The organism is Streptomyces sp. NPDC055243, from assembly GCF_044544025.1.
Lineage (GTDB): Bacteria > Actinomycetota > Actinomycetes > Streptomycetales > Streptomycetaceae > Streptomyces.
On record NZ_JBITWR010000008.1, the window covers coordinates 75,550 to 101,309 of the forward strand.

The window sequence follows — 25,760 nt, forward strand, 5'->3', positions numbered from 1 at the left end:
CCGGGAGCACGTCGACGCCACGGAGCCGGGTACGTCGCGGATCACGCCCCGCGCGTTCGTGGACTACCGCCGTCCGATTCCTGGGGGCCAGGCCCGGCGGCGTACGCCAGCGGAGGGGCGATCGCTTGCGCGTCCGCTCCTTCGCCGACCCACAGCGCGATGAACAGCGCAGCGGTCGCTTCCAGGAGCCCTGCGCGTTCGAGACCGCCACCGGCGACGGGTTCGCAGCCCACATCGCGGACCAGCTCGCGTACGCGCACGAGGGCTCCTTCGTCGTCCCCGCAGACCGGCACGGCCAGGGGCCTTCCGTCGAAGACGGGCGGCCGCATGCGCCATACGTCCTCGTGGCAGAGGTTGAAGGCCTTGACCACGTGAGCTCCCGGTGCCGCCGCGGCCAGTTGCCGCGCGGCCGAGGGGCCGCCTTCCGTGAGCAGCCGGAAGCCTGCCCCGACCGGATTCGAGCAGTCGATCAGCACCTTGCCGTCCAGGGCCGCGTGCAGGTCCCGTACGACCTCCGCGCCCACCCCGAAGGGAAGCGCGGCCAGCACCACGTCCTGACCGGCCTCGGCCGCCGAGCGCAGAGAGGCAGGCTCCGTGCCGCCTCCGATGCGCGTGGCAAGCCGCTCGGCCTTTCGCGCGTCCCGCCCCCCGATGGTCACCTCGTGCCCGGCCCGTACCCAGTGGGTGGCGAGCGCGTCGGCCATGTTGCCCGTGCCCAGTACGCCGATTCTCATCCCGTGCTCCCTCTTCGTTCCTGCTTCGATCGTTCACACCGACGCTAGAGGTCCCAATGGGCACCATTTGGTACGTGGCAACTGACGCCTTCCTCGTCCCTACCTGCCAGGTAATGGCCACGCGGCACGGGAGGGTGGCAACGTGCTCGTCACAGGGGCAGCCGATCACGGCCCGCCCCGCACACAGCTCGAAGGAGCGGCCACCATGGGGAACTTCACCACCGAGGACGGCACTCGCCTGTACTTCAAGGACTGGGGGTCGGGAGTGCCCGTGGTGTTCACTCACAGCTGGTCGCTCAGCAGTGAGATGTGGAACTACCAGATGACGCACCTGGCAGACCAGGGTCTGCGCTGCATCGCGTACGACCGGCGCGGGCACGGCCGCTCCGAACAGCCCTGGGACGGCTACGACTTCGACACGCTCTCGGACGACCTGGCAGCCCTGATGGACCACTTGGACCTGACGGAGGTCACCCTGGTCGGCCACTCCACCGGCACCGGCGAGATCGCCCGCTATCTGACCCGGCACGGTTCGGAGAGAGTGGCCAAGGTCGTCCTGGTCTCGACCCTGACTCCGCTGCTGCGACAGAGCGAGGAATATCCGGAGGGCGTGCCCGGCAGCGTCTTCGACGACATGCGCACCCAGATCGGCCGGGATCTGCCCGGCTGGGTCGATGCGATCGCGGGACCGTTCTTCGGCGAGGGCACGCCCGGAGTCGCGCTCTCGCAGTCGCTGGTGGACTGGTCGGTGTGGGACACCCGCGCGGTCTCCGTGCGGGCCATGCTGGCCCTGAGCCGCACCATGTCCGAGACGGACTTCCGTGAGGAGCTGGCCCACGTCACCGTCCCCACCTTGCTCATCCACGGCGGCGCCGACGCCTTCAACCCCGTCGAGCTGTGCGGACGGGGCACGGCGAAGCTGATTCCCGGCAGCGTGCTCAAGGTGTACGACGACGGCCCGCACGGCCTGCACCTGACCCACATGGGCCAACTCAGCGCCGACCTCCTGGAGTTCATCACCCAGCCGGCGGAGTAGGGGACTCCGGCCCCGGCGCCCGGTGCTGCGGGATCAAGTCCGTCTCGGACCGCATGATGTGGGCCAACTGGCCTTATGGTTTTGCCTCGCGCGGCGAAGTGCCGGATGCGCGGTGTTCCCTGGAACCTGGAAGGGCTGGACATGCTGCACCGGTTGCTCTATCGAGGCCCGTCACTGGAAGTCCTGCACGAGGAGTACGCGAAGAAGGGGCGACTGGACGAGGGGGCGCCGATCTCCGGGTCGTACGAGGTCCGCATCCAGGCCCCTGTCGCGCGGGTGTGGAGCCTGCTGAGCGAGCCCGCCAACTGGGGAAGCATCGACCCCGCCATCCACGGTGTCACCGTCGAGGGCGGTTCGGGCGGGGCCGAGGTGGATGCCCGGTTCACATGGGTGAGCGGCAGGAACCGGATCAAGTCCCGCTTCGCGGTGGTCGATCCCGGCCGCGAGATCGTGTGGACCGGACTCGCGGCGGGCGCAAAGGCCGTCCACCGGCATGTGCTGGAAGCGGCCGATGACGGCACGACCTTGGTCCGTACGGAAGAGTCGATGGGCGGCCCGTTCCTCGTCCTGTTCTTCTCCGACGCGAAACTGCACACGGTCCTGGAGAAGTGGCTCACGGGACTCAAGAAGGCGGCCGAAGCGTGAGAATCGCCAAGCCGGGGCCGGTATCGGCCCGCAAGTGGACGCCCGTCACCATCGCCAACGCCGCGTTGGCTCTCGCTCTGGAGGGCGGGGTCCTGGCGGCACTGTTCTTCTGGGGCCTGGGCATCGGTACGGGTACCTTCACCGGCGTCGTCATCGGCGTCGGGAGTGCGACTCTGGCGGGGGTGGTGTGGGGGCTGTTCCTCGCCGCGGGCGGGCCGAGGTTCCCGCTGCCGGTCGGGCCGGAGATCACCGTCAAGCTGGCGGTCTTCACCGTGGCCGCGCTGGCCCTGTTCGACTCCGGGCACGGCACGCTGGGCTGGATCTTCGCGGGCCTCTCGCTTCTGAGTGTCGCGGTGGAGTACACCGCGGTGGGCCCGCCCCCTGAGCTCGCTCCGATGTCTCCCGGTGCCTCCGACTGAAGCTGAGGATGCGGTTCTGCCGCGGCGACCGGTCTTCAGCCGACGGCATGTGAGGAGGCTGGACATGGAGGCCTCTCCCGCAGCTGTTGAGAGACCCGCAGGCTTCCCGGGCCGCCGACACAGGGGCGAACTGCTGTTGAGAGACTCCAGTCATGGGATCTTGGGGAACCTTGGGGCCGGCGCTGTTGTCTCTCGCAGGTGTGGCGCTCGGCGCGGGTGGGTCGCTGATCGGCCAGTACCTCGTGTCTCGGGCGAGCACCCGGCAGCTCGAGGTGCAGGAGTCAGCCGCGCACCGCGCCGAACTCAAGGACGCGGTTCTGAAGTTCCTGAGCGTGGCCTCGCGGGTGGAGAAGGCGGCGCTCACGCGCTCGGACGGTGGCGGCGCGCCGGCCGGTGACGAGCTCGCGCAGCTTGTCGATGAACTCTGGCTCGCACAGGCGGAGATCGACCTGGCTGCCAGAAACGAGCCCCTGCGGGGCGCTACTTATCGTTATGCGTTCCGCCTTGCGGAGATGGCCCGGGGCGAGGTGACCGACGTGGCCGCGCTGCGAGGGCCGCAGGCGCAGTTCATGGACGCCGCGTACGACGACATGTGGCCCGGCCGGCGACGGGCAGCTGGGAGTCCCGCGGTGCCTCGGTGAGAAGAGGCAGCCCGCTCGACAAGGGCCGAGGCTACAGCCGGTCGGTGCGGGATGATCCAGGCAGCGCAGATGCTCGGGTAACTGCTTCCTCGGCCTTCGGCGGCCAGTGCTGGAGCAACGCCTTCACTCCGTGCGCGGCTCCAGCGATCCGGGCGCCCTGGGAGGGGTCGCTACTGCGCTGCCGGTACACCACGTCCAGCTTCAGGACCGCGGCAGCCAACACCTCCAACTGCACCAGCCGGACGAGGATTTGGGCACGGGCGTCCTCGCTCCGGCTCGCGGCGATCACCAGGGCCCGCCACTGGAGGTCCTTCAGCTTTTCCTCCAGATCCGACCCATCGACGAAGTCGCCGTCGCTGATCGCGCGGCAACGCCGGATCGCTGTGCACCCCTGGAGTATCCGAAGCGCCAGCTCGCCCTCCGGGCCGTCCAGGTCCCGCCGCGTCACGTAACTGTGGTGCATGCGGCGCAGCACCTCCTTCTTGGAGGTGAGCCGCGCACCACCGCCTTCCCCCGGCTTGGCACGGTGTCGTTCAGCAGCGGCGCGCCCTCGAAGGGCTCTCCGCGTCCGAACTTGACCCGGTGCAGATGCGTCCACGCTCATAGCGCAGGCGCGGTTCGATCATCACCGGATCGTCGTCCGGGCGCCGGTCGTAGCCCGGCAGATACAGCTCCACCAACTCTTCGAGCGCCGCCCCCGACTCGGCGACCGCGCTCCGCACCGACGGATCGGCGTCCTGCACCTCGGGCTCGCTCCGGCGCGTCGGGGAAACGGTGACGACTTCTCTGTCCAGGCACGTCAGCACGTCGTTCGTCAGTAACCGGGCCGCCGCCGACAGCTCCCGCGCCCGTACGGCATCCGGATGCTCGGCCGCCGCCTCCAACAGCCCTGCGGCCATCCGCCGCAGCCCCGGGTCAGCTCCTCGACCCGCGCGTCAACATCCCGCTCACCCATGCGTTCGCCCTGCTTTCGCTGCGGTCAGTGTGCCAGGGGCGGACACCGCGCCGCCGCGCCGCCCTCGGCTCACCCCGTTGCCACCCCGTACGACTCACCCGTCGAGGCACCTACGTTCAGGCGCTCGGCACCTGGACCGGCCTGGCCAACACCTGGTCCAGGACCTCGGTGAGGAACCGCACCGAATCCGTCGCCGACACCGTGACGCGCATCGCGACGATCCCGTCCGGACGGACGAGCAGCGCCCCTTCGTCGGGGAGCCACGGGACCGCGACACGATGCGCGGGGAGTTCGAGGTCCGCCGCGGCGGTCAGCCAACGGTCGCCGGCGACGCCCGCCAGCAGGGTCCACCGGGACGCCACCAGATCAAGCGTGGAAACCCCGTCGATCCACGCGTGGGGCACTCGTGAACCCGGCGACCCGTCGAGCACCAGGTCTACGGTGGACGGGAGGTCCGGCCGCGGCTCGACGACGGCGGCCGAGTCGTACCTCTGGCCGAGGTGCACGACCGGCGCCGCCCACACCCCCGCCGCCGCCCTGGCGGCATCGGCCTCGGGTCCGCGTCCCCAGTGCAGCGCCGGGTCGGCAAACCTGCGCATCGCCTGGTCCAGTGTCGCCGCAGCGACCGGTTCCCGTTCCTGCGCGTAGGTGTCGAGCAGCCCGGCACCGGCCTCGCCGCGGTGCACGGCGGCCAGCTTCCACGCCAGGTTGTGCGCGTCGGCGACCCCGGTGTTGAGGCCGAACGCGCCCAGGGGCGAGACGGTGTGCGCGGCGTCGCCCACGAGGAACACGCGGCCGACGGCGAAGCTTTCGGCCGCTGCGCTGCGGGGGCGCCACGAGAGCACGCTGCGCACCTCGACGTCGAGGTGGGGGTCGCCGACCGCCAACCGGACGACGGCGGCGCAGCGTTCGTGCGTGAAGTCCTCGGGTCGTTCACCGGCGTCGACGTCACAGGGGACGTGAAAGACCCAGTTGGTCTCGCCGTCCACGGTGGCCAACAGGCCCGTTGCCTGGGGCGCGGTGATGGTGCAGGTGGCGAAGGACATGCCTCGCAGGTGCGGTCGGAGGTCGGCGCGAAACAGGATGTTGATCATCGACTTGCCCAGGTCGCCCGGACCGGAAGTGCCCACGCCGAGTGCGGTCCGCACGGTGCTGTGCGTGCCGTCGGCGGCGACGACGCGGGTACACCGCAGCGAGTAGCGGCCGTCGGGCCCCTCCAGTTCGGCGTCGACCCCGTCGGCGTCCTGCGCGATGCCGGTCAGGCGGGTCGACCAGCGCAGGTCCGCTCCGCGGCGTGCCAGGTCCGCCGCCACGACGGCGTCGAGCCGGTCCTGGGCGCAGACGCCGCGCAGTCTGAACGGCGTCACATCCAGTTCGTCGGCGGGCGGGGCCGGCATGGGCACGGTCACGACGTCGCCCGCGCCCATCTCGACGACGGTCCGCGCCACCGCCTTGCCCGCGGCGCCCCGGAGATCGACCGCGGCGGCGTCGACGGCGGTGTCGAGCCCGAGTTCGCGCAGGACCTCGACGGTGCGCGGTCCGATGCCGGTGGCACGTGGGTGCACCGACGGTCCGGACCGGCGTTCGACGAGCACCGCGGGGACGCCGTGGTGGGTGAGCAGCGCCGCGGTGAGCAGGCCGACGCTGCCGCCTCCGACCACGAGCACAGGAGCAGGAACAGGCGCGGGGACCGGCGCAGGCACCGGCACAGGCGCAGGAACGGGCACTTCTGGGTACGCCGTATTCGTCATGGATACACCGTAGCCAGAAGGTAGGATGCGGGTCAACGAGGAAAGGAACCGCCCCGATGACCGAACCCGCTCCCTCGTCGGTGTGGACCCGGCCGCGCCCCAAGCCGCGTCGACGCGCGCCGGGGGTGGATCAGTACGTGGCCGCTGCCCTGGCCGTCGCGGACGCGGAGGGTTTGGCGGCGGTGTCGATGCGGCGGGTCGCGGGCGATCTCGGCTCGGGGACCGCCTCGCTGTACCGCTACATCACCAACCGCGACGAGCTGGTGGACCTGATGGTCGACGCCGCACAGGGCGAGGATCCACTCCCCGAGACCACTGAGGACTGGCGTGCCGATCTGGGGGCGGTCGCGCACGCGTTGCGCGCGACGCTGCTGCGGCATCCTTGGCTGGCAGGTGAACTGGCGGGGAGGCCCGCGCTCGGCCCCAACTCGTTGCGGCGCTCCGAGTCCGCGCTGCGCGCCGCCGTCGCGCTCACGCCCGACATCACCCTGGCCTCGCAGGCACTCAGCGCCGTGCACGCCTACGTGCTGGGATCGGTCGCCGCCCAGCAGGCCCTGCGACGCGCGGAGCAGCGCACCGGGCTCAGCGAGGAGGAGTGGCAGCGCAGCGTCGGCCCCTACATCAGCGAGGTGCTCGCGGCGGGCGAACACCCGATGCTCGCCCGCCGCGTCCTGGAAGCCGAGGAACTCGACCCCGACGTCGATTTCGCGTTCGGCCTGGACTGCGTACTCGACGGGCTCGCGGCCCGACTGGGTGGCGGTCGCTGAGGTAGCTGAGGGGTCGGTACGCGCGACCCACGCGTCAGAGTCGAGCGACGGCTCCAGCCAGGCGACCGGCTCGACCGCAGGCCGGGCCCCGTCTCCCGCCCGCTCCGACCTCGCCTTTCCCGCAGAGAGGGAGACCCTCCCGGCCCCTGAGGTGGTGATTCTTGATGGTTTCATCAGTTCTGTCATGGACTAGAATCGCCCCATGCAGCCCTCGACCGCCCAGCCAGCCAACCGTTTCGAGCGCCGCCGGGCCAAGACCCGGCAGGCACTCGTCGGTGCCGCGCGCCGCATCCTGGCCGAGCAGGGCTCGACGGACGTCAGCATCCAGGTGATCGCCGAGCGGGCCGACGTCGGTTTCGGTACGTTCTACAACCACTTCGACACCAAGGACGCCCTGTTCGACGCGGCCGTCGCCGACGCCTTGGAGGAGTACGGGCAGCTGCTGGACGTCGCGACCGCCGCCATCGACGACCCGGCGGAGACCTTCGCGACCAGCGTCCGCCTCACCATGCTCCTGGCGTCCAGCCATCCGGAGATCACCGGGATCCTGCGTTTCCGTGGGTTGCAGCACGTACACAGCGGGACGGGCCTGGGCCCGCGGGCCCTGCGCGACCTGGAGGTGGGCAAGGCGTCCGGTCGGTTCGCCATCGCCGACGCCCATGTCGCCCTCAGCGCGATCGGCGGGGCGGTACTTGGGCTGGTCCAGCTGGGGGCCACCAGTGACGTCACCGCTGCGGCCGGGGAGCAGGCGGCCGAGATGGTGCTGCGCATGCTGGGCCTGCCCGCCGAGGAGGCCCACGAACTGGCGACGAAGCCGCTTCCCTCACTGGGCTGAGCCCCGCGAACCCAGTAGCCGCAGCGTGACCGCCGGAGAGCGGGTGGAGGCCGCCTCCACCCGCTCTCCGCTTCCCGGCTTTTGACCGCCGGCACTCGTCTGACCTTCACCCCGCACCCGCCCCCCTTGACGGAGCGGCGACGGCATCACCCACCCCGGAGCGGGCCCGGGATCGGCGCGGCTCGCCCGCCACCTGCGAGAAACACACGATTGACAGATCAGACCATCAAGGATGATGATTTCATCAGTTTGTGGCGTGGCCTTCCGTTGCCACCGACCGTTGCCACCGAAGGCTCCGCCCCGTTTCCACGCGCACGCGCCTCTCCCGTGCACGCCAGGCAGTACGCATCCGGTCACCTCTGAGCAGGAGATCCCCATGAGCACAGCCGTTGTCCGCACCAGCGCGGGCTGGTGGGTCCAGCGCGCCGACGACCGCATCCGGCCGATCGTCACGGAGGCCGTCACCACCGCCGAGTTGCTCGCCGACCGCACAGCGGTCGAGGAGGCCCACCAGGCCGCCGACGGCTGGGAGGAACTCGGCGCGCGTGAGCTGCTGTCGCCGGTGACGACGCCGTGCCGGGTGGTGGCCCAAATGGTCAACTACCGTTCCCACGCCATGGATTCGGGCTTCGACCCCGACCAGGTACCCACGGCGTTCTTCCGCAAGGCATCCGGGTCGGTGGTGGGCCCGGCTGCCGAGATCGTCCGCCCCCGGCACGTCGGGCTGCTCGACTACGAGGTGGAACTCGGCCTCGTCTTCGGCGACACCCTGCCGCTGGGCGCCGACGTCACCCCGGGATCACTCGGCCAGTACGTCGCAGGCCTGGTCGTGGCCAACGACGTCAGCGCCCGCGATGTGCAACTGCCCAAGACGCAGTTCTACGAGAGCAAGTCCTACCCGACCTTCACCCCGCTCGGCCCGCGCCTCCTGCTCGTGGATGAGCAGGACCTCGCGTCCCTGGAGCGGCTGCGCCTGGTCTGCACGGTCAACGGGGAGACCCGCCAGAACAGCACCACCGCGGAAATGATCACCAAGCCGGACCGTGCGCTCACCGCTCTCGCCCGCTTCCAGGCCATGGCGGCCGGCGACGTGCTGCTCACCGGCACACCGGGCGGGACCGCGCTGCGCTCGCCCGGCAAGGCGCTGGAGCTGATCGGTTCCCTGCTGCCGCCGGCCAAGAAGTGGCAGGCCTTCTTCGCCCGGCAGGCGAAGAACCCCGCCTACCTCAAACCCGGCGACGTGGTCACGGCTTCCATCAGTACGCCCGACGGATCTCTCGATCTCGGCACCCAGCGCACCCCGGTCCGCGCCGCCCCCGTCCAGGAGCGGACATGACCGTGCGCCCGGTCCTCCCGTGGCCCGACTACTCCTCGCCCGCAGCCCTCACGGAGATCGTGAGGGTGCCGCTGGCCGCCCGGAATCTGCCCGCCGCCACCCTCGCCGTGCTGGAGCGAGCCGCTGAGTTGTGGCCCGACCGGCCTGCCATGACCTTCCTGCCCCGGGCCGAGGACTACGCACAGGGGCAGAGCCGCACCTACGCGGACCTGCACGCCGTTGCGGCCGCCTCTTCCGCTTCCACGGCGTGGGACGCAGCACGGCTGTCAGCCTGTTCTCGCCCAACACCGCACTGCTGCCCTCCGCGCTGCTGGCCGCGCAGAGCGCCGGAATCGCGGCGCCGGTCAACCCCCACCTGCCCGCCGCACAGATCTTTCGGCTGCTGCAACTCGCCCAAGCCCGCGTCATCGTCGCCGCCGGCACCGGTGCGAGCGCGGTGGGCCGTCCCGACCCCCACGCCGGAGAGGTCCCCATCGTCTACGTCTCCCTGGCCCCCGGCGCCCCCGAGCCCCAGACCCGCTCCCCGGCCCTGATCGCACACGCCCGCTCCCTCCTCCACGAGAAGGCGGCCGTGCCCAAGGACGTGATCGTCGTCGACAGCCTGCCGGTCACGGCAGTGGGCAAACCGACCAAGGTCCCCCTGCGGATGAACGCCCTCAAGCAGGCGGTGCTCGACGAACTCGCCGCCGTCGGTCTGCCCTCGCACTCCGACGCGGTCGCCTGTCACATCGACGGAGCCGGCCTGCGGGTCACCGTCCCCCGCCCCGCAGAGGCCCAGGACACCGCACGCCTCACCGCGGCCCTCGGCCGCTACACCTTCGACTGGGCTTTCACCCAGGTCTGAACGGTCTGAACGCCCCTCTTGGAGCCACCCATGACGTCGCCCGACACCCCTGCCCCCGCCACACCGGACCCCCACCAAGGCCTGCACAGTGAGTACGGTGCCCAGCCCGACGAGCACCCCGGACGCGCCGCCCAGCCCGTGATCAAGGTACGGGACCTGGCCTGGCTGGAGTTCGTCAAGCCCGACCTGGAACGGGCGGAAACCTTCGCCCGCGACTTCGGGTTCACCGTCGCCGCCCGTACCCCCGAGGCCCTCTTCCTGCGCGGAACGATGCCGGGCCCGCACTGTCTGGTCATCCGCAAAGGACCGTCCTCACGCTTCCTGGGCCCGGCCTTCCTCGCCGCCGAACGCGGCGATCTCGACCGGCTCGCGGCCGCCACCGGCCACCACGTGAACACGCTCGACGAATTCGGCGGCGGCCACACCCTGGACCTCCTGGACCCCTCCGGCGTTCCCGTCCGCATCGTCCATGGCGTCACCGAACACCGCACCCTGCCCCCACAGGCCCCTCTCGCCCTGAACACCGGAGGGCGCGCCGCACGCGTCAACACCCCCCAGCGCCCGCCGGTCACACCGGCACAGGTGGAGCGCCTCGGCCACCTCGTGCTGGCCACCCGCTTCTTCACCCGCACGCTGAACTGGTACCTCCACCACCTGGGCCTGCTCGTCAGCGACTTCCTCTACCTCGACGGCCAGCGCGACCGCGGCCCCACCATGGCCTTCATCCGCTGCGACCGCGGCAGCGAACCGGCCGATCACCACACCTTGGCCATGCACCTGGGCCCCGACCCCGGCTATGTCCACTCCGCCTACCAGGTCGCCGACCTCGACGCACTCGTCGCAGGCGGCACCTACCTGGCCCAGCGCGGCTACCGCCGCTCCTGGGGCATCGGCCGCCACATCCAGGGCAGCCAGATCTTCGACTACTGGCGCGACCCCGACCGCTTCCTGGTCGAGCACTTCACCGACGGCGACCTCTTCGACCACACCCTCAGCCCCGGCTGGGCCGCGATGTCCGCCTCCGGGCTCGCCCAGTGGGGGCCACCCGCCACCCGCGACTTCCTCGGCACCCCCTCCCCCGCGCTCTTGCGTGCCACCCTGTCCGCGCTGCGCGAGGACAACGAAATCGACTCGGCCCGCCTGGCCGGCCTCATGAAGGCCATGTCCTCATGAGCCCAGCTGCCGAGCGGAAATCGGCCGCCCCCTCCGCCGCGCACCAGGACGTCGCTCCAGATCGCCGGCCGGTGGCCGTCATCGGAGCCGGCCCCGTAGGGCTGACCGCCGCCCTGCTCCTGGCGCAGAACGACGTGCCCTGCGAGGTGTTCGAACGCCACCCCGCCCCCTACCCGCTGCCCCGCGCCGTCCACATGGACGACGAAGTCATGCGGATCCTGCAAGCCGTGCACGTGGCGGACGAATTCGCCGCCCGCTCCCGACCCACCCTGGGCATGCAGCTCGTCGACTCCCGCCACCGCCTCCTGGCCCGGTTCCCGCGCGAGGAAGCGCTGGGCACCCACGGCTTCCCCCAGGCCAACATGTTCGACCAGCCCGAACTGGAGGCCATCCTGCGCAACCGGCTCGCCCAGGAGCCCCGGGCACACCTCCACGGCTCCACCGAAGTCCTCGGCCTCACCCTCCCGCACCCCGGCACCCACACACCCGCCCGCCTACGGGTCAAAGACCTCCACAGCGGCACCGAACGCACGCTCAGCGCATCGGCGGTCTTGGGGTGTGACGGTGCCGCGAGTCTCACCCGCCAGGCGATCGGCTCACGCCACCAGGTCCTCGGCCGGCCCCAGGACTGGCTGGTGGTCGATGTGCGCTGCCCCGTGCCTCTCCCCGCCTGGGACGGCGTCCACCAGGTGTGCGACCCCGCACGACCCGCCACCTACATGCGCATCGCCGACGACCGCTACCGCTGGGAGTTCCGCCTCGACGACGAGGCCGCGGCAGCCGTGAACGACCGCTCCCGCGTCCTGCGCCTGCTCGCACCCTGGACCGGCGACGTTCCCGACCAGCAGCTCGACGTCGTCCGGATGGCCCGCTACACCTTCCGCGCCCAGGTCGCCGACCACTGGCGGCAGGACCGTGTCTTCCTCCTCGGCGACGCCGCCCACCTCACTCCCCCCTTCATCGGACAGGGCCTCGGTGCGGGACTGCGTGATGCCCACAATCTGGCGTGGAAGCTCGCCCGCGTCCTTCACGGACAGAGCTCCGAGGAACTGCTCGACACCTACGAGAGCGAGCGCCGCCCCCACGCCACCCACCTCGTACGCACCGCCGTGCGCATCGGCCACGCCATGACCAGCGCCCACCGCGCGGCCAACGCCACCCGCCGCGCGGCCATCGCCGTCGGCCGGCACACCGGCCTGCTGTCCCGGGCCGCCCTGAGCACGGTGAGCCCGCCTCTGCACGGCGGTCCGCTCGCCCGCCGCACTCGCCTGCCCGGCCGGGGTGCGCGCCCCGGCCACCAGTGCCCGCAGCCGCCCGTCCTTGGCCCGGACGGGCGGCCCGCGCGCCTCGACGATCTCCTCGGCAGCGGGTTCGCCCTGCTCACCAGCCAACCCGCCACCGCCGCCGAACAGCGCCTGGCCCAGGCGCTGCCCGCTCGCCTCATCAGCGTCCTGGCCCCCGGCGGCGACGGCTCCGGGACGGGAGACCCGGTGACCGACACCACGGGCACCCTCCGCGCCTGGCTGCACGGCGGCAGTGCCCTCCTGCGCCCCGACCGCGTCGTCCTGGCCGCCGCCCGCGGATCCCGGGACACCCTCGCGGACTCCGCCCTCTCCTGGGCCCGGGTGCTGGCCCCTCCCGCTACATGGTCCGGCCTGCGGTAGCGAGCCAGTTCGCCGACATCCGCGTGCCTCGCTCGGCGTGCGCGCGAGGTTCGGCTTCCGAGCCGGTCCTCAGCTGGTGGCCAGGGTGCGGCCGAGGAGGGCGAGCAGGCGGTCCCAGTGGTGCTGCAGTGCGGAGGCGTCGAAGGCGTCGGTGTCGGACATGGTGAAGCCGTGGACGGTGCCGGGGTAGGTCTCGATGCTGTGGACGACACCCGCGGCATCGAAGGCTTTGGTGAGCTCGCTGATGGCCTCGGGCGTCAGATCGCCTTCGGCGAGCCCGAGGTGGACCTGGGCGGTGAGCTCGGAGACCAGGCGGTGCGGGCTGTCGGGTGCCTCGGTGACCAGGAAGCCGGGGTGGAACCCGGCGACGGCGGCCACCTGGTCGGAGTGGGCCGCTGCGGTGCGCATCGCCAGTGCGGCGCCCAGGCAGTAGCCGATCACGCCGACCGGCCCCGCGCTGACCTCGGGCTGGGCGGTGAGGAATTGGAGGTAGGCGTCGGCGTCCCGCAGGACGCGTTCGGTGGTGTGCGCCTCGACCAGCGGCATGAGTTGGGCGAAGATCGCGGGCCGGGCCTCTTCGCCGATGTGCTCGGGAAGTTCGATCACCGGCGCCGGGGCGTGCCGGTAGTAGAAGTTGGGGACGAGTACGTAGTACCCGTGCCCGGCCAGTTCACGGGCCTTCTCCTCCAGCTCGGGCCGCACACCGAAGGCGTCCGGGTACAGCAGCACCCCCGGGTGCCGATCGCCCTGGTCGGGGAAGGCGGCGAAAGCGTCGGCCTGGCCGTCCGTGGTGGGTATCTGCAGCGACTTGGTGGGCAAGATCTTCCTTCCTTGGGCTGATGCCAGTGCACAGCCTCGATCGGAGCTGAGGCCGACCAGGGATCGACGCGGCTGCTGCCGGCTCCTCAACTCGCTCTCGTTTCACCCAGACCTGTCCGCCCGGGATCATTCGGCATTGAGGATATCGATCTGGCAGACAGCTCTGCGCGAACCGCACTGGCGGAACGGTGACCACAGGGTGAACTGCCCCCCAACAGCCCTCGGCCCCCTCCGACAGCGGCGACCAGTGGCGACCAGGGGGCACCTGCCCGCGGCCCGCGCCCGGGCGGAGCACACCAGCGGGCCGAAGCCTGCCCCACCGGCCAGCGACAACAGTGGCGAGCACCCCCTGCAACAAGCCTGCTCAGTACGAAGGTTGCTCGGCGCCGTTCGATCGACCCCTCCGCCGTGTCACTCCCGCCCGGCCCACGAGGCCCGCTATAGATGGAACCCCCCGTTCCTCCTGCTTCAGGAAGGCCCCATGTCATCGCGCCCCGCCGTCACGGCCATCGCCGCCTCGCTGTTCCTGTTCACCACACCGGCTGCCGATGCGATCGCCGATCCGCACGAATCGGTCACCGTCGACCCCACCGGGCGGATCGCCCCGGACGGCACCGTCACCCTCTCCGGCACGTACCGGTGCACCGGCAGCACCGGCCCCGTGTTCGTGTCCTCCTCACTGGTCCAGCACAATCGCACGGTCCGGCACGGCATCGGTGGCACCCGCGCGGTCTGCGACGGCATGGAGCACGCCTGGACCAACACAGGTCGCCCCACGCCTTCCGTCCTCCAACCCGGCGCCGCCCACGTCGAGGCCACCGTGATGGAACTGACCTCCCAGAGCAGCCTCCCGCTGCCGCGCTTCCACGCCACACACCAGCAGGACATCACCCTCACCGAGAAGTGACGCCACGCCACCTTGGGCAATCGCGTCAAAGCAGACGGGTGCGGCTCTTGAGGGACGGGGAGTCTTGAGGGACGGGGAGAGGTGACAGCCGGCCAACGACGGACGGTGCGACGGCAGCTTGGGGCACTGCAGCCGCACCCCCCACCGCAGATGTATTTTCCGATTTAACTGCGGACGGAAAGATACATACGGTCGGATATGCCTATGCCGTCCGCCCCTTCCCGCTCCTCACGGTTCCGCCGCACAGCCCGCTTCACCGTGCGAGCGGGCAGAAGACGACGGACCACCCGGGGCAAACAGAACCGGGAAGGTCTGGACTGGGCCCGGCGAACCGAACTGATCTCCGTCCTAGTGGCTTCGGCTGTCGCGGCCGGCGGGCTTTGGTATTCCAACGTCCAGACACAGCAGACGAACGAACAGATGAGACAGGCCAACGCTCAGGCACGCGAAGAGAGAGCGCTGACCAGGGAAGGGCAGATCACCGAGCGCTATACCGCCGCCGTGGGCAACCTCGGCGCGGAGTCGATGGATGTGCGCTTGGGCGGTATCTACGCACTGCAGCGGATCATGCAGGACTCGTCCCGTGACCTGCCCACCATCGGCAACGTCCTGGCTGCATACGCACGTGGCCACGCCACCCAAGCACCGCCGGCCGGAGAGGACGTCCCTGCCGACGTCGTGGCAGCCCTGAGGGTCCTGTCCGATCGTGACACCACTCAGGACGAGGCCTTCGTATGGGACCTCACATCCATCTGGCTTCCCGAAGTCGACCTGTCCCCACCTCGCCCCCAGGCGTTCTGGCTCCCCGAGGCAGACATCTACCCGTCGGACACGATGGGCATCAGACTGCGGGGCGCGATCCTGACGAAGGCGCACTTGAGCGGAGCCTCTTTGCCATGGGCGGACCTGAGACGCGTGTCCCTGTACGACGCGGACCTGCGGCACACACATCTCAGCCATGCAGATCTCCGCGTTGCTGATCTTGGCGGTGCCGACCTGCGTAAAGCCGTACTGATCAAGGCTGATTTGCGCGAGGTGAATCTGGTCGACGCGGACCTGCGCGGCGCGAACATGCGGGCGGTAAGTCTCAGCGGTGCCGAGGCAGGAGACACCGACCTGCGTAAAGCAGATCTGCGCTGCGTGGACGTACAGGTCAGCAGTACCGGCACGCCTTGCGCGGATTTACGAGACGCAGTCCTCTTTGACGCGGATCTGCGCGGAGCGGACCTGCGCGGAGCAGACCTCCGCGGCGCGGACCTGGGCGGGGCAGATCTGCGCGGCGCGGATCTGCGGTGTATGGAATCCCAGCCCAACAACTCATTCACGAAAACGTATTGCGGCAAGTTGCGCGGCGCGGATGTGACGGACACGGACCTGCGCGGCACAGACCTGACTCACGCTGGCCTCGCCCCGAGCGAGATCGACGCCGCCCGCATCGACGGCACGACGAAGCTCCCCTGAAGCCGGACCCTGCCGGCGGTCTTGGATGGTCGAGGTCAGCTGTTGCAGCACTACGCTTCCGGCGCGGGACGAGGGCTCCCTTCCCCACGCCGCCCACCGTGCGGTACATCGGAAGCATGCTCCGCCGAAGCCGTGATCCGCCTCGCCCGCATCGACCTCATGGCCTGCCGCCTCACCTGCACAGCGTCCCGCCAACGGACCAACACTCAGCCATGCACTCCGCGACAGAACCTGGGGCACAGCAGGGAGTCACGTAATGCCAGATGAGGAAAATCCGAGGGGCAAGGGGCGCCTTGACGGCAAGGTGGCCTTCGTCACCGGCGCGGCCGGAGGCCTCGGCCGCAGCCACGTGCGACGGATGGCGGAGGAGGGCGCCGACCTGGTCCTGGTGGACATGTGCCGGCCCGTCGACACCGTGCCCTACCCGCAGTCGACGCCAGAGGAACTGGGCGACGCGGTCGAGGAGGTGCGGGCCCTGGGCCGCCGCGTCGTGGCGCGGCAGACAGACGTGCGCGATCGAGACGCCCTCCAAGAGGCGTACGACGCCGGGCTCGCCGAGTTCGGGGAGATCCACATCGTGGTGGCCAACGCGGGAATCGCACCGCTGCTGGTGGAGGACAGGGTGCAGGCGTGGCACGACGCCATCGCGGTCAATCTCACCGGCACCTTCCACACCATCGAGGTGGCCATCCCCTCGATGACCGCCGCCGAGCAGGGCGGCTCGATCGTGATCGTCAGCTCCACCGCCGGACTGGTCGGGATCGGCGGGGTCAGCAACGGCGGCCTTGGCTACGCCGCCTCCAAGCACGGTGCGGTGGGGCTGATGCGTACGTACGCCAACAACCTCGCCCCACACAGCATCAGGGTGAACTCGGTGCACCCCACCGGTGTGGCCACCCGCATGGTGGTCGACCCCGCCATCGTCGAGTTCGTCGCCCAGGACCCGATGCTTTCCGAGACGGCGCCCAATGCCCTTCCGGTGGACACGGTCGAACCGGTCGACGTGTCCAATGCCATCGTGTGGCTGGCCTCGGACGAAGCCCGCTATGTCACCGGTGTCGCGCTCCCCGTCGACGCCGGGTTCATCAACCGCCGCTGAGCCGCTGAGCCGATGAGCCGCCGAGCGAGAGGTGGAGCACCATGACCGATCAGTACGCGGATACGATTTTGGTGGGCGGGCACGTCAAGACGTCCTCGGGCTGGGCTCAGGGCATCGCCCTTCGCGCCGGTGTCATCGAGAGGGTCGGCGGCCGCGAGGACGTGCTGCACCGGCGCGGGCCCGGAACGCGGGTGGTGGACCTGGCCGGCGACACCGTTCTGCCGGGCCTGCACGACCTGCACGTGCACCCGATCTACGCCGGGATCCGCGATCGCCGCTGCAAGGTCCCCCAGGGCTCGAGCCTGGCCGCCACCCTGCGCATCGTGGCCGAGCACGTCGCTCGCGCCGCCCCCGGCACCTGGGTGCTCGGCGGGCAGTGGGACACGTCCGCGCTCGGCACCGTCCCGGACCGGACCATGCTCGATGCGGTCGCCCCCGAGAATCCAGTGCTCCTGGAGGACACCAGCGGGCACAGCTCCTGGGCCAACAGCGCCGCACTCCGGGTCGCCGGAATCGGCCCCGGCACAGCGGACCCGGCGGGCGGCATCTTCGAGCGGGACGCCGCGGGCCGTCCGAGCGGCATACAACGCGAGACCGCCGCCGATCTGCTCGCCGCCTCGGCTCCCAAACCGGCCGACGACGACGTCGAGGCGGCTCTGGAGTGGGCCCTCGACGAAATGCTCTCGTACGGCATCACGTCGTTCACCGAGGCCGCGGTCGGGTTCACGGCCGGGCCGCGGGCCGAGCTGCGGGCCTACACCCGTCTCGCCGGGCGCGGAGCCGTCCGGCAGCGAGTGCGCCTGTGTCTGGTGTGGTCCCCCCAAGACCCCACGTGTGAGGACGTGATCGCCGCACGCACCCTCTACGCGAGCGATCGCGTCACGCCGGACTGCGTGAAGATCTTCCTCGACGGGGTGCCGACCGACAGCCACACGGCGGCAATGATCGAACCGTACAAGGACACGGTGGAGGGTCGGGACGACCAGGCCGGTCGGCACGGCATGCTGGCGATCGCGCCGGCCGTCCTCCATCGGGCGGTGACCCGATTCGACCGGATGGGCATCACGGTCAAGTTCCACGCAGCCGGCGATGCGGCGGTCAGGGCCGCGCTGGGCGCCATCGAGGCCGCCCGCACGGCCAATGGACACAGCCCTCACATGCACAACGTCGGACACTGCACGTTCGTGGCCAAGACCGACATCGAGCGCGCTTCGCGGATCGGCGCGACGTTCGAGGTCTCCCCCTATTTGTGGCAGCCCTCCCCCATCTGCTCCGACATCGCGGCGGCCGTCGGCCCGGAAGCGGTCGAACGCGTGTGGCCGGTGCGCGAGATGCTCGCAGCGCGTGCCCTGGTGGTGGCGGGGTCGGACTGGTGCGTCGTGCCGTCGGTGAACCCGTGGTCCGCCATCGAAACGCTCGTCACGCGGCAGGAGCCAGGAGGCAGCGCCGACAGCTTCGGCGAGTCCCAAGCGATCACGCTGGAAGAAGCCTTCGACCTGTTCACGGTCAACTCCGCGCGCCAGGAGGGCATGGCGCACCGCGTCGGGCGCATCGAACCGGGCATGCTCGCCGATCTCATCGTCGTCGACCAGAACCCCTTCGACGTGCCGATCACCCGGGTCCACGCCACCGAGGTCAAGATGACGTTCATCGAGGGCGAGCCGGTCTTCGACGCGAAGGCCCGCCGCTCCCAGGCTCCCCCTCGGTGAGGCAGCCAGGGCAGGGGCAAGCCCCATGGCGGCATCCCCATGCAGGAGGATGCCGCCATGGGCAGATCGAGTGACGTGCAGGCGGCCGTGACCCAGCTCTGGCGGGAGCATCTGGCCGTGGAGTTCCCCGCCGCACTGCGTGGTGCGGAGCTCGCGGGCATCGACCTTGTACTGCTCGATGCGGGCATCGCCGGATGCGCGTCGACCTGGCGGAACGCGGGTGGCTCCCTGGATGCTACGCGGCAACGGATACTGCGTGACTGCCTCCGGGACCTTGAACGGGTTCTGCCGCTCCTGGTCGAGCCGGACGAGGTCCGCTACTGCCAAAGGCTCCGCCGCTTGGCTGTCCTCACGTCCGGACACGGGCCGCAGCCGACCGCTTGATACGCCGACGATATGCGCGGATGCATAGCCTGGACGGCATGCCCCAGATCATCGCCACCGTGCCGGGCGTCGGCTCCCGCATCGACTCCGGATGTGAGGCAGAGGAGCGTGGATAGGCAGCAGCCCGGCGTCAGCGTCCGCGTCAAACTCACCCTCAGCTATGCCGGGTTTCTCATGCTGGCCGGCGCGCTGCTGATGGCGGCGGTGTGGGTGTTCCTCCTGCGGTACGTCCCCGACCGGGCCATGCTCTACAACCCCGACGACGGCCCCGAGGGAATCTTTCCCATCAGGTCCCAGCTCCTGCGCGTCTTCGCTCCGAGGGCGGCCGCGGTCATGGCGATCCTGCTGGTCTTCGGCCTCGTGGGAGGGTGGCTCCTCGCCGGCCGCATGCTCGCCCCGCTGACCCGCATCACACATGCCACCCGCATGGCCACCGGCGGATCACTCTCCCACCGCATCCGGCTGACCGACAGGAACGACGAGTTCCGCGAACTCGCGGACGCCTTCGACGCGATGCTCGCCCGGCTCGAATCGCACGTCGCCGAACAGCAGAGGTTCGCGGCCAACGCCTCGCACGAGCTGCGCACCCCGCTGGCGATCTCGAAGGCACTTCTCGACGCGGCCCGCTCCGATCCCAGCCGCGTCAGCGGCGAACTTGTCGACCGCCTCCACACCGTCAACACCCGGGCGATCGACCTCACCGAGGCGCTGCTCCTGCTCAGCCACGCCGACCAGCGGTCGTTCACCCGAGAACACGTCGACCTGTCCCTCATGGCGGAAGAGGCCACCGAGACACTCCTGCCCCTCGCGGAAGAGCACGGTGTCACGCTGGAGACCAGCGGCGACATCGCCCCCACGACCGGGTCGCAGGCGCTTCTGCTCCAGCTGGCCACGAACCTCGTACACAACGCGATCGTCCACAACCTGCCCGAACGGGGCACCGTGCGGGTCAGTACCAGCGTCCGCCCCAAGACGGTCGCGCTCACCGTGGAAAATACCGGCGAGCAGCTCACCCCACAGCGGACCTCGGCCTTCACCGAACCCTTCCAGCGCGGCACCGAGCGCATCCACACCGGCCAAGCGGGCGTCGGCCTCGGCCTGACCATCGTCAAGGCCATCACCCACGCACACGACGGGACCCTCACCCTCACCCCACGCCCCACCGGCGGACTCCGCATCACCGTGGAACTGCCCGTGACGGCCAGCCCCGCGCAGCGATAGGTGAAGAGCCTCCCCTGGTGTCTTGACCAACGTTCTCCGGCACTTTCCCGCCACGCACCGTGTCACGGCACTCGTCCCGGCAGGCGTTTCCTCGACACCCTGGGCACCACGCCCGGCGCCTGTCGCCGGGCGTTCCAGGCCGGGCCGCCCGCTCGGCATCAACCGTCCGTGACGTGACGTGCAGGAAAGCGATTGACGCTCCGGTGCCGTTCATGAACCATTCCGGACCGTGACGACGAACACCGATCTTGACCAGCCCGTCCCGGGACAGGGTCCTTCGACCGACCGACCGCTCGCCCTGATCACCGGCGTGGGCCGCACCGTCGGTATCGGCGCCGGCATCGCCCGTCGGCTGGCCGCATCGGGCTGGGACATCGCCTTCACCTACTGGTCCCCCTACGACGACCGTATGAGCTGGGGCAGCGAGCCCGGCGCGACCGAAGCGATCCGCCGAGCTCTGGCCGAACACGGGGCGTCCACCACCGCGATCGAGGCGGATCTCGCCGATCCGGACACCCCGGCACGCGTCTTCGACGAGGTGGAACAGCGGATGGGCCGTGTCACCGCGCTGGTGATGAGCCACTGCGAATCCGTCGACTCCGGGCTGCTTGACACCACCGTCGAGAGTTTCGACCGGCACTTCGCCGTCAATACGCGCGCCACCTGGCTGCTCATCCGCGAGTTCGGACGCCGCTTCACCTCAGCACGGGGAACCGGCCGGATCATCAGCCTCACCAGTGATCACACGGTCGGCAACCTGCCCTACGGAGCGAGCAAGGGAGCCCTGGACCGCATCACCCTCGCCGCCGCCCACGAACTCGCCCACCTCGGCGTGACCGCCAACGCGATCAATCCCGGGCCGGTCGACACCGGCTGGATGCCCGAGGAAGTCCGCGAGCACTGCGTCCGCAGCACCCCGCTCGGCCGGCTGGGCACCCCACAGGACACCGCGCACCTCGTGGACTTCCTGTGCTCCAGGCAAGGCGAGTGGATCAACGGCCAGTTGCTGATGAGCAACGGCGGGCTCGCCTAGGCCTGCGGTGCCTCGGACCGTCCGCCTCGGCGTCCCCTCCCGCCGCGGTCGCGGTACCGGTCAGTCGTCGTGGGGTTTGCCGAACTCCTCGATCAGTACGGGGTACTGCTCCCCTCCGTGCCCGGCGGCGATCGAGCGGTCGGCCATCTTCTTGAGCAGCTTGGGCAGTTCGGCGTTGACGCCCAGCGCCTCGCTCTCCTCGATCAGGTGCGTCATCGCCCGCGCGTCGGTCTCCAGGGCCGACACCTCGGCCGGGAAGGAGCCGCTGTCGATCTGCTCGGCATATCCGGGCAGCCATTCGGCCACCCCGGCAGCGATCTGCCGCGCGAACGGCGCGTACGTCGCTGCGTCCACACCGGCCGTCCTGAGCAGGGCAGTTCCCTGGAGCCAGGCGTTGAGGACGCTCCACATCATGGCCAGTCCTGCCACGTCGTACAGGGAGGCCAGACCATGGTCCGCGCCGAGGTAGGTGACGGTGCCGAGCGCGTCGAGGGCGGGCTGGTGTGCCTCGAAGTCCTGCTGCGGCCCGCTGTGCAGAATCACCGCCTCCGCGGTTCCGATCCCCGACGGGATGGCCATGATGGCGCCGTCCAGGTAGCGGGCGCCGTGCTGCTCGGCCCATCGGGCGGCTTCGCGGGCCTGCGTCGAGTCGCCCGAGGTCAGGTTGATCAGCATCGTGCCGTCCAGGGCAACGTCGTCCGCGCCGAGCAGCTCGTACATGGCCGGGTAGTCGGTGACACAAAGGATGGTCAGGGAGCCTGCCTTGAGCGCGTCACCGATCGTCGGTGCCAGTTGTGCGCCCTCGGCCACCAATTGGTCGGCCTTGGAGGCCGTGCGGTTCCACACGGTGGTGGGATGGCCGGCCTTCAAGAATGCGCCGGCGAGTGCCTGGCCCATCCGTCCGAGGCCGATGACGGTAATGGGTGCATCGGTTTTGTTGTTCATGGCAGCATCGTCAACGTTCATACCGGTGTGAAGGTCAAGCGAGGTTTCGATGCGTATTGGGGAACTGAGTCGCCGAACGGGCGTCAACGCCCATCAGTTGCGCTACTACGAGGCCCAGGGCCTGCTGGAGGCCGACCGCCGCGCGAACGGGTATCGCGAGTACGACGAGACCGCCATGCTGCGGGTGAAGCAGATCCGGCATCTGCTGGGCGCCGGGTTGTCCTCCGAGGACATCGCCTACCTGCTGCCCTGTGCGGTCGGGGAGGCCCCGGAGCTGCCCGGGTGTGCCGAGCTGCTGTCCGCGATGCGGTCACGGCTACAACGGCTGAACGATCAGATGGAGAAGCTCGCTCAGTCCCGCGACGCTCTGACCGTCTACATCCATGCGGCCGAGCAGGCGGGCAGCGAGAGCTATCCCCCCTTCGACCAGATCGGCCAGGAGCCCGTTCCGGCCGGGGCGGACCGGGCGTAGGAGGAGGGGAGACTGCCCGCCGGTGGGCACCGGCCCAGGCGGCAGCCGCCCCCTCGGCGCGTCGCGTCACTTCTGGTTCTGGGGGCACGCGTACTGCACGTCGGGACCCCCATGGTCCACAGGACCACCGCTGTCCATGAATGCGGGCAGAGTGAGGGCCGAATGGGCCGGGCGGCCCTCCGCGGAGGGCATGGCGCTGAGATTGCGCAGCATGGTGTTGCGCTGTTCCAGAGCTCGGGCGGTGGTGGGGAAGAGCGTGGCATCTCCCTTGCCGACCTGGTCCTGGTTCACCGTCACGAACTCACGGGTGGAGTGTTCGTAGGCGGCGAAGCCCGAAGCGTGGTCCCGTTCGGCCAGGCAAGCGGCGAGCATGTACGCGCCGACGAGCGCGAGGCTGGAGCCCTGCCCGGTGAGGAACGAGGGCGCGTACGCGGCGTCGCCCACCAGCGCGACCCTGCCGCTGGACCAGCGGGGCATGCGGATCTGGCTGACCGCGTCGAAGAACAGGTCCTCCGCGTCGCGCAGACAGGCCAGCATCCCCGGGACCTCCCATCCCGCGTCGGCGAAAACCGTGGCGACCAGCTCCCGTTGGGCTTCGGGGTTCCGGAACGCGTCGTACGGCGGTTCCGGGTGGGCGAAGTTCAGGAAGGCGTGCACGTCGTCGTTGTCCCCCACCGCATAGAGGGCGGCGGCCCGGCCCGGGGTGTTCCACATCATCAGCTCGTGGGAGAGGCCGAAGGTGTTGCGCATGGTGAATCCGGCGAAGCAGTAGCCGAGGTAGCGGTGGAACCGCTCTTCGGGGCCGAACAGGAACTCGCGGGTACGGGAGTGCAGACCGTCCGCACCGAAAACCATGTCGAACGTACGCGTGCTGCCCCCGCGGAAGGTGACGTCGACCCCGTGGCCCGTCTGGTCGAGGGTGTCGATGGAATCGTCGAACAGGAACTCCACGTCGTCACGGACCGCCGCGTAGAGAGCGTCGGTCAGATCCCCGCGCCGCACCTCCAGGTCCTGTCCCGCGACACCGCCGGTGACAGCGTGCGGGTTGACCGAGGCGACCTCCTTGCCGTCCGCGTCGAGGAAGGTCAGCCGGCGCAGGTCGATGTGCGCCTCCCGCAGTCGCGGCAGGATGCCCATCCTGCGGACGACCTCAAGTGCGGTGCCGCGTACGTCGATGGGGTAGCCGCCGCCACGGAGCGCGCCCGCCTTCTCGACCACCGTGACCGCGAATCCGTGGCGGTTCAGCCAGAACGCGAGGGCGGGCCCCGCGATGCTGGCCCCGGAGATGAGGACCTCGCGCCTCGGCGCGGTACGGCTGTCCGTCGACTGATCGGTGCGGGTCATTCCTTGACTCCTTTGCTCAGGGTGCGGGCGACGAGCAGGGACAGCGCCGTGACGGCGCCGGCTATGACGAAGCCGGTGGTGAAGGCCGATGGGGCCGGGACATCCGACCCGTCAGGGGTGCCGGCGGTGAGGACCGCGCCGCCGAGCTGCGCACCGACGGCGAAGCCGATCACGCGCGTCACCAGGACCAGGCTGGTGGCGATGCCGGTGTCGCTCCGGTCGACGGAGGTGGCGATGCCGGTGACCATCGCCGTGACGCACAGGCCGTTGGCGAGCGAGATCATCACCTTGCCGACGACCAGGTGCCAGATCTCGGCGTGCACGGCTGCCAGGGCGATCAGGGCGACGGCCATGATGGCGAGCCCGGTCATGACCACGGCACGCGAGCCGAGACGCCGCGCCCCGATCCCGCTCAGCGGCCCGGCCAGCGACGCGGCCACGGCGCCGGGCAGCAGGATGAAGCCGATCTCGGTGGCTCCGGCCCCGAACCCGTACTCACGGGAGGGCACCGCCAACAGCTGCGGGACGAGATAGATGGCCACCGACGTACCGACGCAGATCACGAACGTCAGCACGCACGCCTTCCATATCGTGGGCCGTGCCAGCATGCGCGGATCGATCATCGGCGAGGCCGCTCGGCGCTCAACGGCGATCCATCCGGTCACGAAGGCGGCCAGCACCACGACGAGGGCGCAGAGCACCAGTGGCTGCGAGACGACATCGGGTGCGACGGCGAGCACGAGCATGAGCGTGACCAGCGTCCCGCTCAGGAGAGCCAGGCCGGGCCAGTCCACTCGGGCGCCGTCCGACCGGCCCGGCTCGTCCGACGGCATCAGCCGGTTCACCAGCAGGGTGGCCGCGATGACCGCGATCGTCGGCAGCGCGAACATCCAGTGCCGGGACAGTCCTTCGGCCACGGGCCCGGCCGACAGTGTGCCCGCCATGCTGCCCCCGACGAACAGCCCGCTGACCACTCCGATGGCCACCTTCGACTCCCCCGCCGGGAGGTGTTCGCGCACCAGGATGAACGACAGGGGCAGCGCGCCCACCATCGCTCCCTGCAGTACCTGGCCGAGCAGCAGAACGGGCATGTTCGGCGCCAGGGCGGACACCAGACCTCCGGCGCAGACCACCGCCATCAGCCGGATCAGGACCCGTTTTCCTCCGTAGCGGTCGCCGAACTTTCCCGCGACCGGTGTGACCAGTGCGCCGGTGATGAGGAGCACGACGCTGAGTAACGCCCCTTCGGCGTGGCTCATATCGAGCTCGCGTTCCAGGAGCGGGAGCGTCGGTGCCACCACCGACTCCAGGGCGCCGGTGGCGACGGCCAGCAGGCCGAGGGCCCAGACAGCGGCCTTCGCGATGCGGACCGGCGGAGCCAGAGTTGCGGTCATGGACGTCCTTCCGTCGTTGCCGGGCGGCGAGTTGTGGACGGACCCGAGGTCGTACGGCGGGGTGAACTCCGTTCAGTGGTAACGGAGATGGCGCAGGCAGGCCCCCCGGGCAGAGCGGGTGCAGGAGTTCGGCACCTACCGAGCCAGTATTACACTACACCGTGCAGTGTAG

Annotated in this window: 26 protein-coding genes; 18 read left to right on the top strand and 8 right to left on the bottom strand. The window is 70.2% G+C overall.

What is annotated here, in order from left to right; all coding sequences use genetic code 11:
- Nucleotides 1-41: 41 nt before the first annotated feature.
- Nucleotides 42-734, bottom strand: a complete 693-nt coding sequence (locus tag ACIGXX_RS23460) for an NADPH-dependent F420 reductase (protein ID WP_399978368.1) — start codon at nucleotides 732-734, stop codon at nucleotides 42-44.
- A 205-nt stretch (nucleotides 735-939) separates the two neighbouring features.
- Here ACIGXX_RS23460 and ACIGXX_RS23465 point away from each other — a divergent pair, with 205 nt between their 5' ends.
- The 4 genes from ACIGXX_RS23465 (at nucleotide 940) to ACIGXX_RS23480 (ending at nucleotide 3,475) form a co-directional block, all read left to right on the top strand.
- Nucleotides 940-1,770, top strand: a complete 831-nt coding sequence (locus ACIGXX_RS23465; protein WP_399978371.1) for an alpha/beta fold hydrolase — start codon at nucleotides 940-942, stop codon at nucleotides 1,768-1,770.
- Nucleotides 1,771-1,875: 105 nt separating this feature from the next.
- The gene (locus ACIGXX_RS23470; protein WP_351168079.1) at nucleotides 1,876-2,415 is read left to right on the top strand and encodes an SRPBCC family protein; all 540 of its coding nucleotides are present in this window, start codon (nucleotides 1,876-1,878) and stop codon (nucleotides 2,413-2,415) included.
- Nucleotides 2,412-2,834, top strand: a complete 423-nt coding sequence (locus ACIGXX_RS23475) for a YrdB family protein (protein WP_399978375.1) — start codon at nucleotides 2,412-2,414, stop codon at nucleotides 2,832-2,834. Before ACIGXX_RS23470 ends, ACIGXX_RS23475 begins: the two co-directional genes overlap by 4 nt.
- Nucleotides 2,835-2,986: 152 nt before the next feature.
- Entirely contained in the window at nucleotides 2,987-3,475 is a 489-nt protein-coding gene (locus ACIGXX_RS23480) for a hypothetical protein (RefSeq protein WP_351168083.1), read from the top strand.
- Nucleotides 3,476-3,506: 31 nt separating this feature from the next.
- On the opposite strand, the gene ACIGXX_RS23485 is transcribed toward ACIGXX_RS23480, so the two are convergent.
- The 3 genes from ACIGXX_RS23485 to ACIGXX_RS23495 form a co-directional block, all read right to left on the bottom strand.
- Nucleotides 3,507-3,938 (bottom strand): hypothetical protein, encoded by a 432-nt coding sequence (locus ACIGXX_RS23485; protein ID WP_399978379.1) that lies wholly within the window; start codon nucleotides 3,936-3,938, stop codon nucleotides 3,507-3,509.
- A 70-nt stretch (nucleotides 3,939-4,008) separates the two neighbouring features.
- The gene (locus tag ACIGXX_RS23490) at nucleotides 4,009-4,374 is read right to left on the bottom strand and encodes a hypothetical protein (protein ID WP_399978382.1); all 366 of its coding nucleotides are present in this window, start codon (nucleotides 4,372-4,374) and stop codon (nucleotides 4,009-4,011) included.
- A 172-nt stretch (nucleotides 4,375-4,546) separates the two neighbouring features.
- Entirely contained in the window at nucleotides 4,547-6,097 is a 1,551-nt protein-coding gene (locus ACIGXX_RS23495) for an FAD-dependent monooxygenase (protein WP_399978385.1), read from the bottom strand.
- A 140-nt stretch (nucleotides 6,098-6,237) separates the two neighbouring features.
- On the opposite strand from ACIGXX_RS23495, the gene ACIGXX_RS23500 reads away from it, so the two are divergent.
- The 6 genes from ACIGXX_RS23500 (at nucleotide 6,238) to ACIGXX_RS23525 (ending at nucleotide 12,800) form a co-directional block, all read left to right on the top strand.
- Complete coding sequence (locus tag ACIGXX_RS23500; protein ID WP_351168091.1) at nucleotides 6,238-6,948, top strand: TetR/AcrR family transcriptional regulator C-terminal domain-containing protein; 711 nt, start codon at nucleotides 6,238-6,240, stop codon at nucleotides 6,946-6,948.
- A 202-nt stretch (nucleotides 6,949-7,150) separates the two neighbouring features.
- Nucleotides 7,151-7,783 (top strand): TetR/AcrR family transcriptional regulator, encoded by a 633-nt coding sequence (locus ACIGXX_RS23505; RefSeq protein WP_351168093.1) that lies wholly within the window; start codon nucleotides 7,151-7,153, stop codon nucleotides 7,781-7,783.
- Between the two features lie 376 nt (nucleotides 7,784-8,159).
- A complete protein-coding gene (locus ACIGXX_RS23510; RefSeq protein WP_399978390.1) occupies nucleotides 8,160-9,119 on the top strand; it encodes a fumarylacetoacetate hydrolase family protein in 960 nt (319 codons plus the stop codon).
- Nucleotides 9,120-9,249: 130 nt separating this feature from the next.
- The gene (locus ACIGXX_RS23515) at nucleotides 9,250-9,963 is read left to right on the top strand and encodes an AMP-binding protein (protein ID WP_399978393.1); all 714 of its coding nucleotides are present in this window, start codon (nucleotides 9,250-9,252) and stop codon (nucleotides 9,961-9,963) included.
- Between the two features lie 30 nt (nucleotides 9,964-9,993).
- The gene (locus ACIGXX_RS23520; protein ID WP_399978396.1) at nucleotides 9,994-11,136 is read left to right on the top strand and encodes a 2,3-dihydroxybiphenyl 1,2-dioxygenase; all 1,143 of its coding nucleotides are present in this window, start codon (nucleotides 9,994-9,996) and stop codon (nucleotides 11,134-11,136) included.
- The gene (locus ACIGXX_RS23525; RefSeq protein WP_399978399.1) at nucleotides 11,133-12,800 is read left to right on the top strand and encodes a bifunctional 3-(3-hydroxy-phenyl)propionate/3-hydroxycinnamic acid hydroxylase; all 1,668 of its coding nucleotides are present in this window, start codon (nucleotides 11,133-11,135) and stop codon (nucleotides 12,798-12,800) included. Before ACIGXX_RS23520 ends, ACIGXX_RS23525 begins: the two co-directional genes overlap by 4 nt.
- A 69-nt stretch (nucleotides 12,801-12,869) precedes the next feature.
- Here the strand turns inward: ACIGXX_RS23525 and ACIGXX_RS23530 are convergent, their stop codons facing one another.
- Nucleotides 12,870-13,619, bottom strand: a complete 750-nt coding sequence (locus ACIGXX_RS23530) for a dienelactone hydrolase family protein (RefSeq protein ID WP_361471322.1) — start codon at nucleotides 13,617-13,619, stop codon at nucleotides 12,870-12,872.
- 481 nt (nucleotides 13,620-14,100) lie between these two features.
- Between ACIGXX_RS23530 and ACIGXX_RS23535 the strand changes: the two genes are divergently transcribed.
- The 7 genes from ACIGXX_RS23535 to ACIGXX_RS23565 all read left to right on the top strand — a co-directional run bounded on the left by ACIGXX_RS23535 (nucleotide 14,101) and on the right by ACIGXX_RS23565 (nucleotide 21,433).
- Nucleotides 14,101-14,526 carry a DUF6299 family protein gene (locus ACIGXX_RS23535; protein WP_361471320.1) on the top strand — a complete coding sequence of 142 codons (426 nt, stop codon included), beginning with the start codon at nucleotides 14,101-14,103 and terminating at the stop codon, nucleotides 14,524-14,526.
- A 420-nt stretch (nucleotides 14,527-14,946) separates the two neighbouring features.
- Nucleotides 14,947-15,987: a pentapeptide repeat-containing protein gene (locus ACIGXX_RS23540; protein ID WP_399978404.1), complete on the top strand. Its 1,041-nt coding sequence runs from the start codon at nucleotides 14,947-14,949 to the stop codon at nucleotides 15,985-15,987.
- A gap of 256 nt (nucleotides 15,988-16,243) precedes the next feature.
- Complete coding sequence (locus ACIGXX_RS23545) at nucleotides 16,244-17,086, top strand: mycofactocin-coupled SDR family oxidoreductase (RefSeq protein WP_383822129.1); 843 nt, start codon at nucleotides 16,244-16,246, stop codon at nucleotides 17,084-17,086.
- Nucleotides 17,087-17,127: 41 nt separating this feature from the next.
- Nucleotides 17,128-18,795: an amidohydrolase gene (locus tag ACIGXX_RS23550; RefSeq protein ID WP_399978409.1), complete on the top strand. Its 1,668-nt coding sequence runs from the start codon at nucleotides 17,128-17,130 to the stop codon at nucleotides 18,793-18,795.
- 57 nt (nucleotides 18,796-18,852) lie between these two features.
- Nucleotides 18,853-19,179: a hypothetical protein gene (locus ACIGXX_RS23555; protein WP_399978412.1), complete on the top strand. Its 327-nt coding sequence runs from the start codon at nucleotides 18,853-18,855 to the stop codon at nucleotides 19,177-19,179.
- A gap of 108 nt (nucleotides 19,180-19,287) precedes the next feature.
- Nucleotides 19,288-20,400 carry a HAMP domain-containing sensor histidine kinase gene (locus ACIGXX_RS23560; RefSeq protein WP_351168114.1) on the top strand — a complete coding sequence of 371 codons (1,113 nt, stop codon included), beginning with the start codon at nucleotides 19,288-19,290 and terminating at the stop codon, nucleotides 20,398-20,400.
- 229 nt (nucleotides 20,401-20,629) lie between these two features.
- On the top strand, nucleotides 20,630-21,433 hold the full coding sequence (locus ACIGXX_RS23565; RefSeq protein WP_383822118.1) for an SDR family oxidoreductase: 804 nt from the start codon (nucleotides 20,630-20,632) through the stop codon (nucleotides 21,431-21,433).
- Between the two features lie 60 nt (nucleotides 21,434-21,493).
- Here the strand turns inward: ACIGXX_RS23565 and ACIGXX_RS23570 are convergent, their stop codons facing one another.
- Nucleotides 21,494-22,378 carry an NAD(P)-dependent oxidoreductase gene (locus ACIGXX_RS23570; RefSeq protein WP_399978416.1) on the bottom strand — a complete coding sequence of 295 codons (885 nt, stop codon included), beginning with the start codon at nucleotides 22,376-22,378 and terminating at the stop codon, nucleotides 21,494-21,496.
- Between the two features lie 49 nt (nucleotides 22,379-22,427).
- Here ACIGXX_RS23570 and ACIGXX_RS23575 point away from each other — a divergent pair, with 49 nt between their 5' ends.
- On the top strand, nucleotides 22,428-22,850 hold the full coding sequence (locus ACIGXX_RS23575) for a MerR family transcriptional regulator (protein ID WP_351168120.1): 423 nt from the start codon (nucleotides 22,428-22,430) through the stop codon (nucleotides 22,848-22,850).
- A 66-nt stretch (nucleotides 22,851-22,916) separates the two neighbouring features.
- Here ACIGXX_RS23575 and ACIGXX_RS23580 read toward each other — a convergent pair whose 3' ends face one another.
- The gene (locus ACIGXX_RS23580; RefSeq protein ID WP_399978420.1) at nucleotides 22,917-24,194 is read right to left on the bottom strand and encodes an FAD-dependent monooxygenase; all 1,278 of its coding nucleotides are present in this window, start codon (nucleotides 24,192-24,194) and stop codon (nucleotides 22,917-22,919) included.
- Nucleotides 24,191-25,588, bottom strand: coding sequence for an MFS transporter (locus tag ACIGXX_RS23585; protein ID WP_399978424.1), 1,398 nt, complete (start codon nucleotides 25,586-25,588; stop codon nucleotides 24,191-24,193). The genes ACIGXX_RS23580 and ACIGXX_RS23585 overlap by 4 nt, the downstream gene beginning before the upstream one ends.
- Nucleotides 25,589-25,760 lie beyond the last annotated feature (172 nt).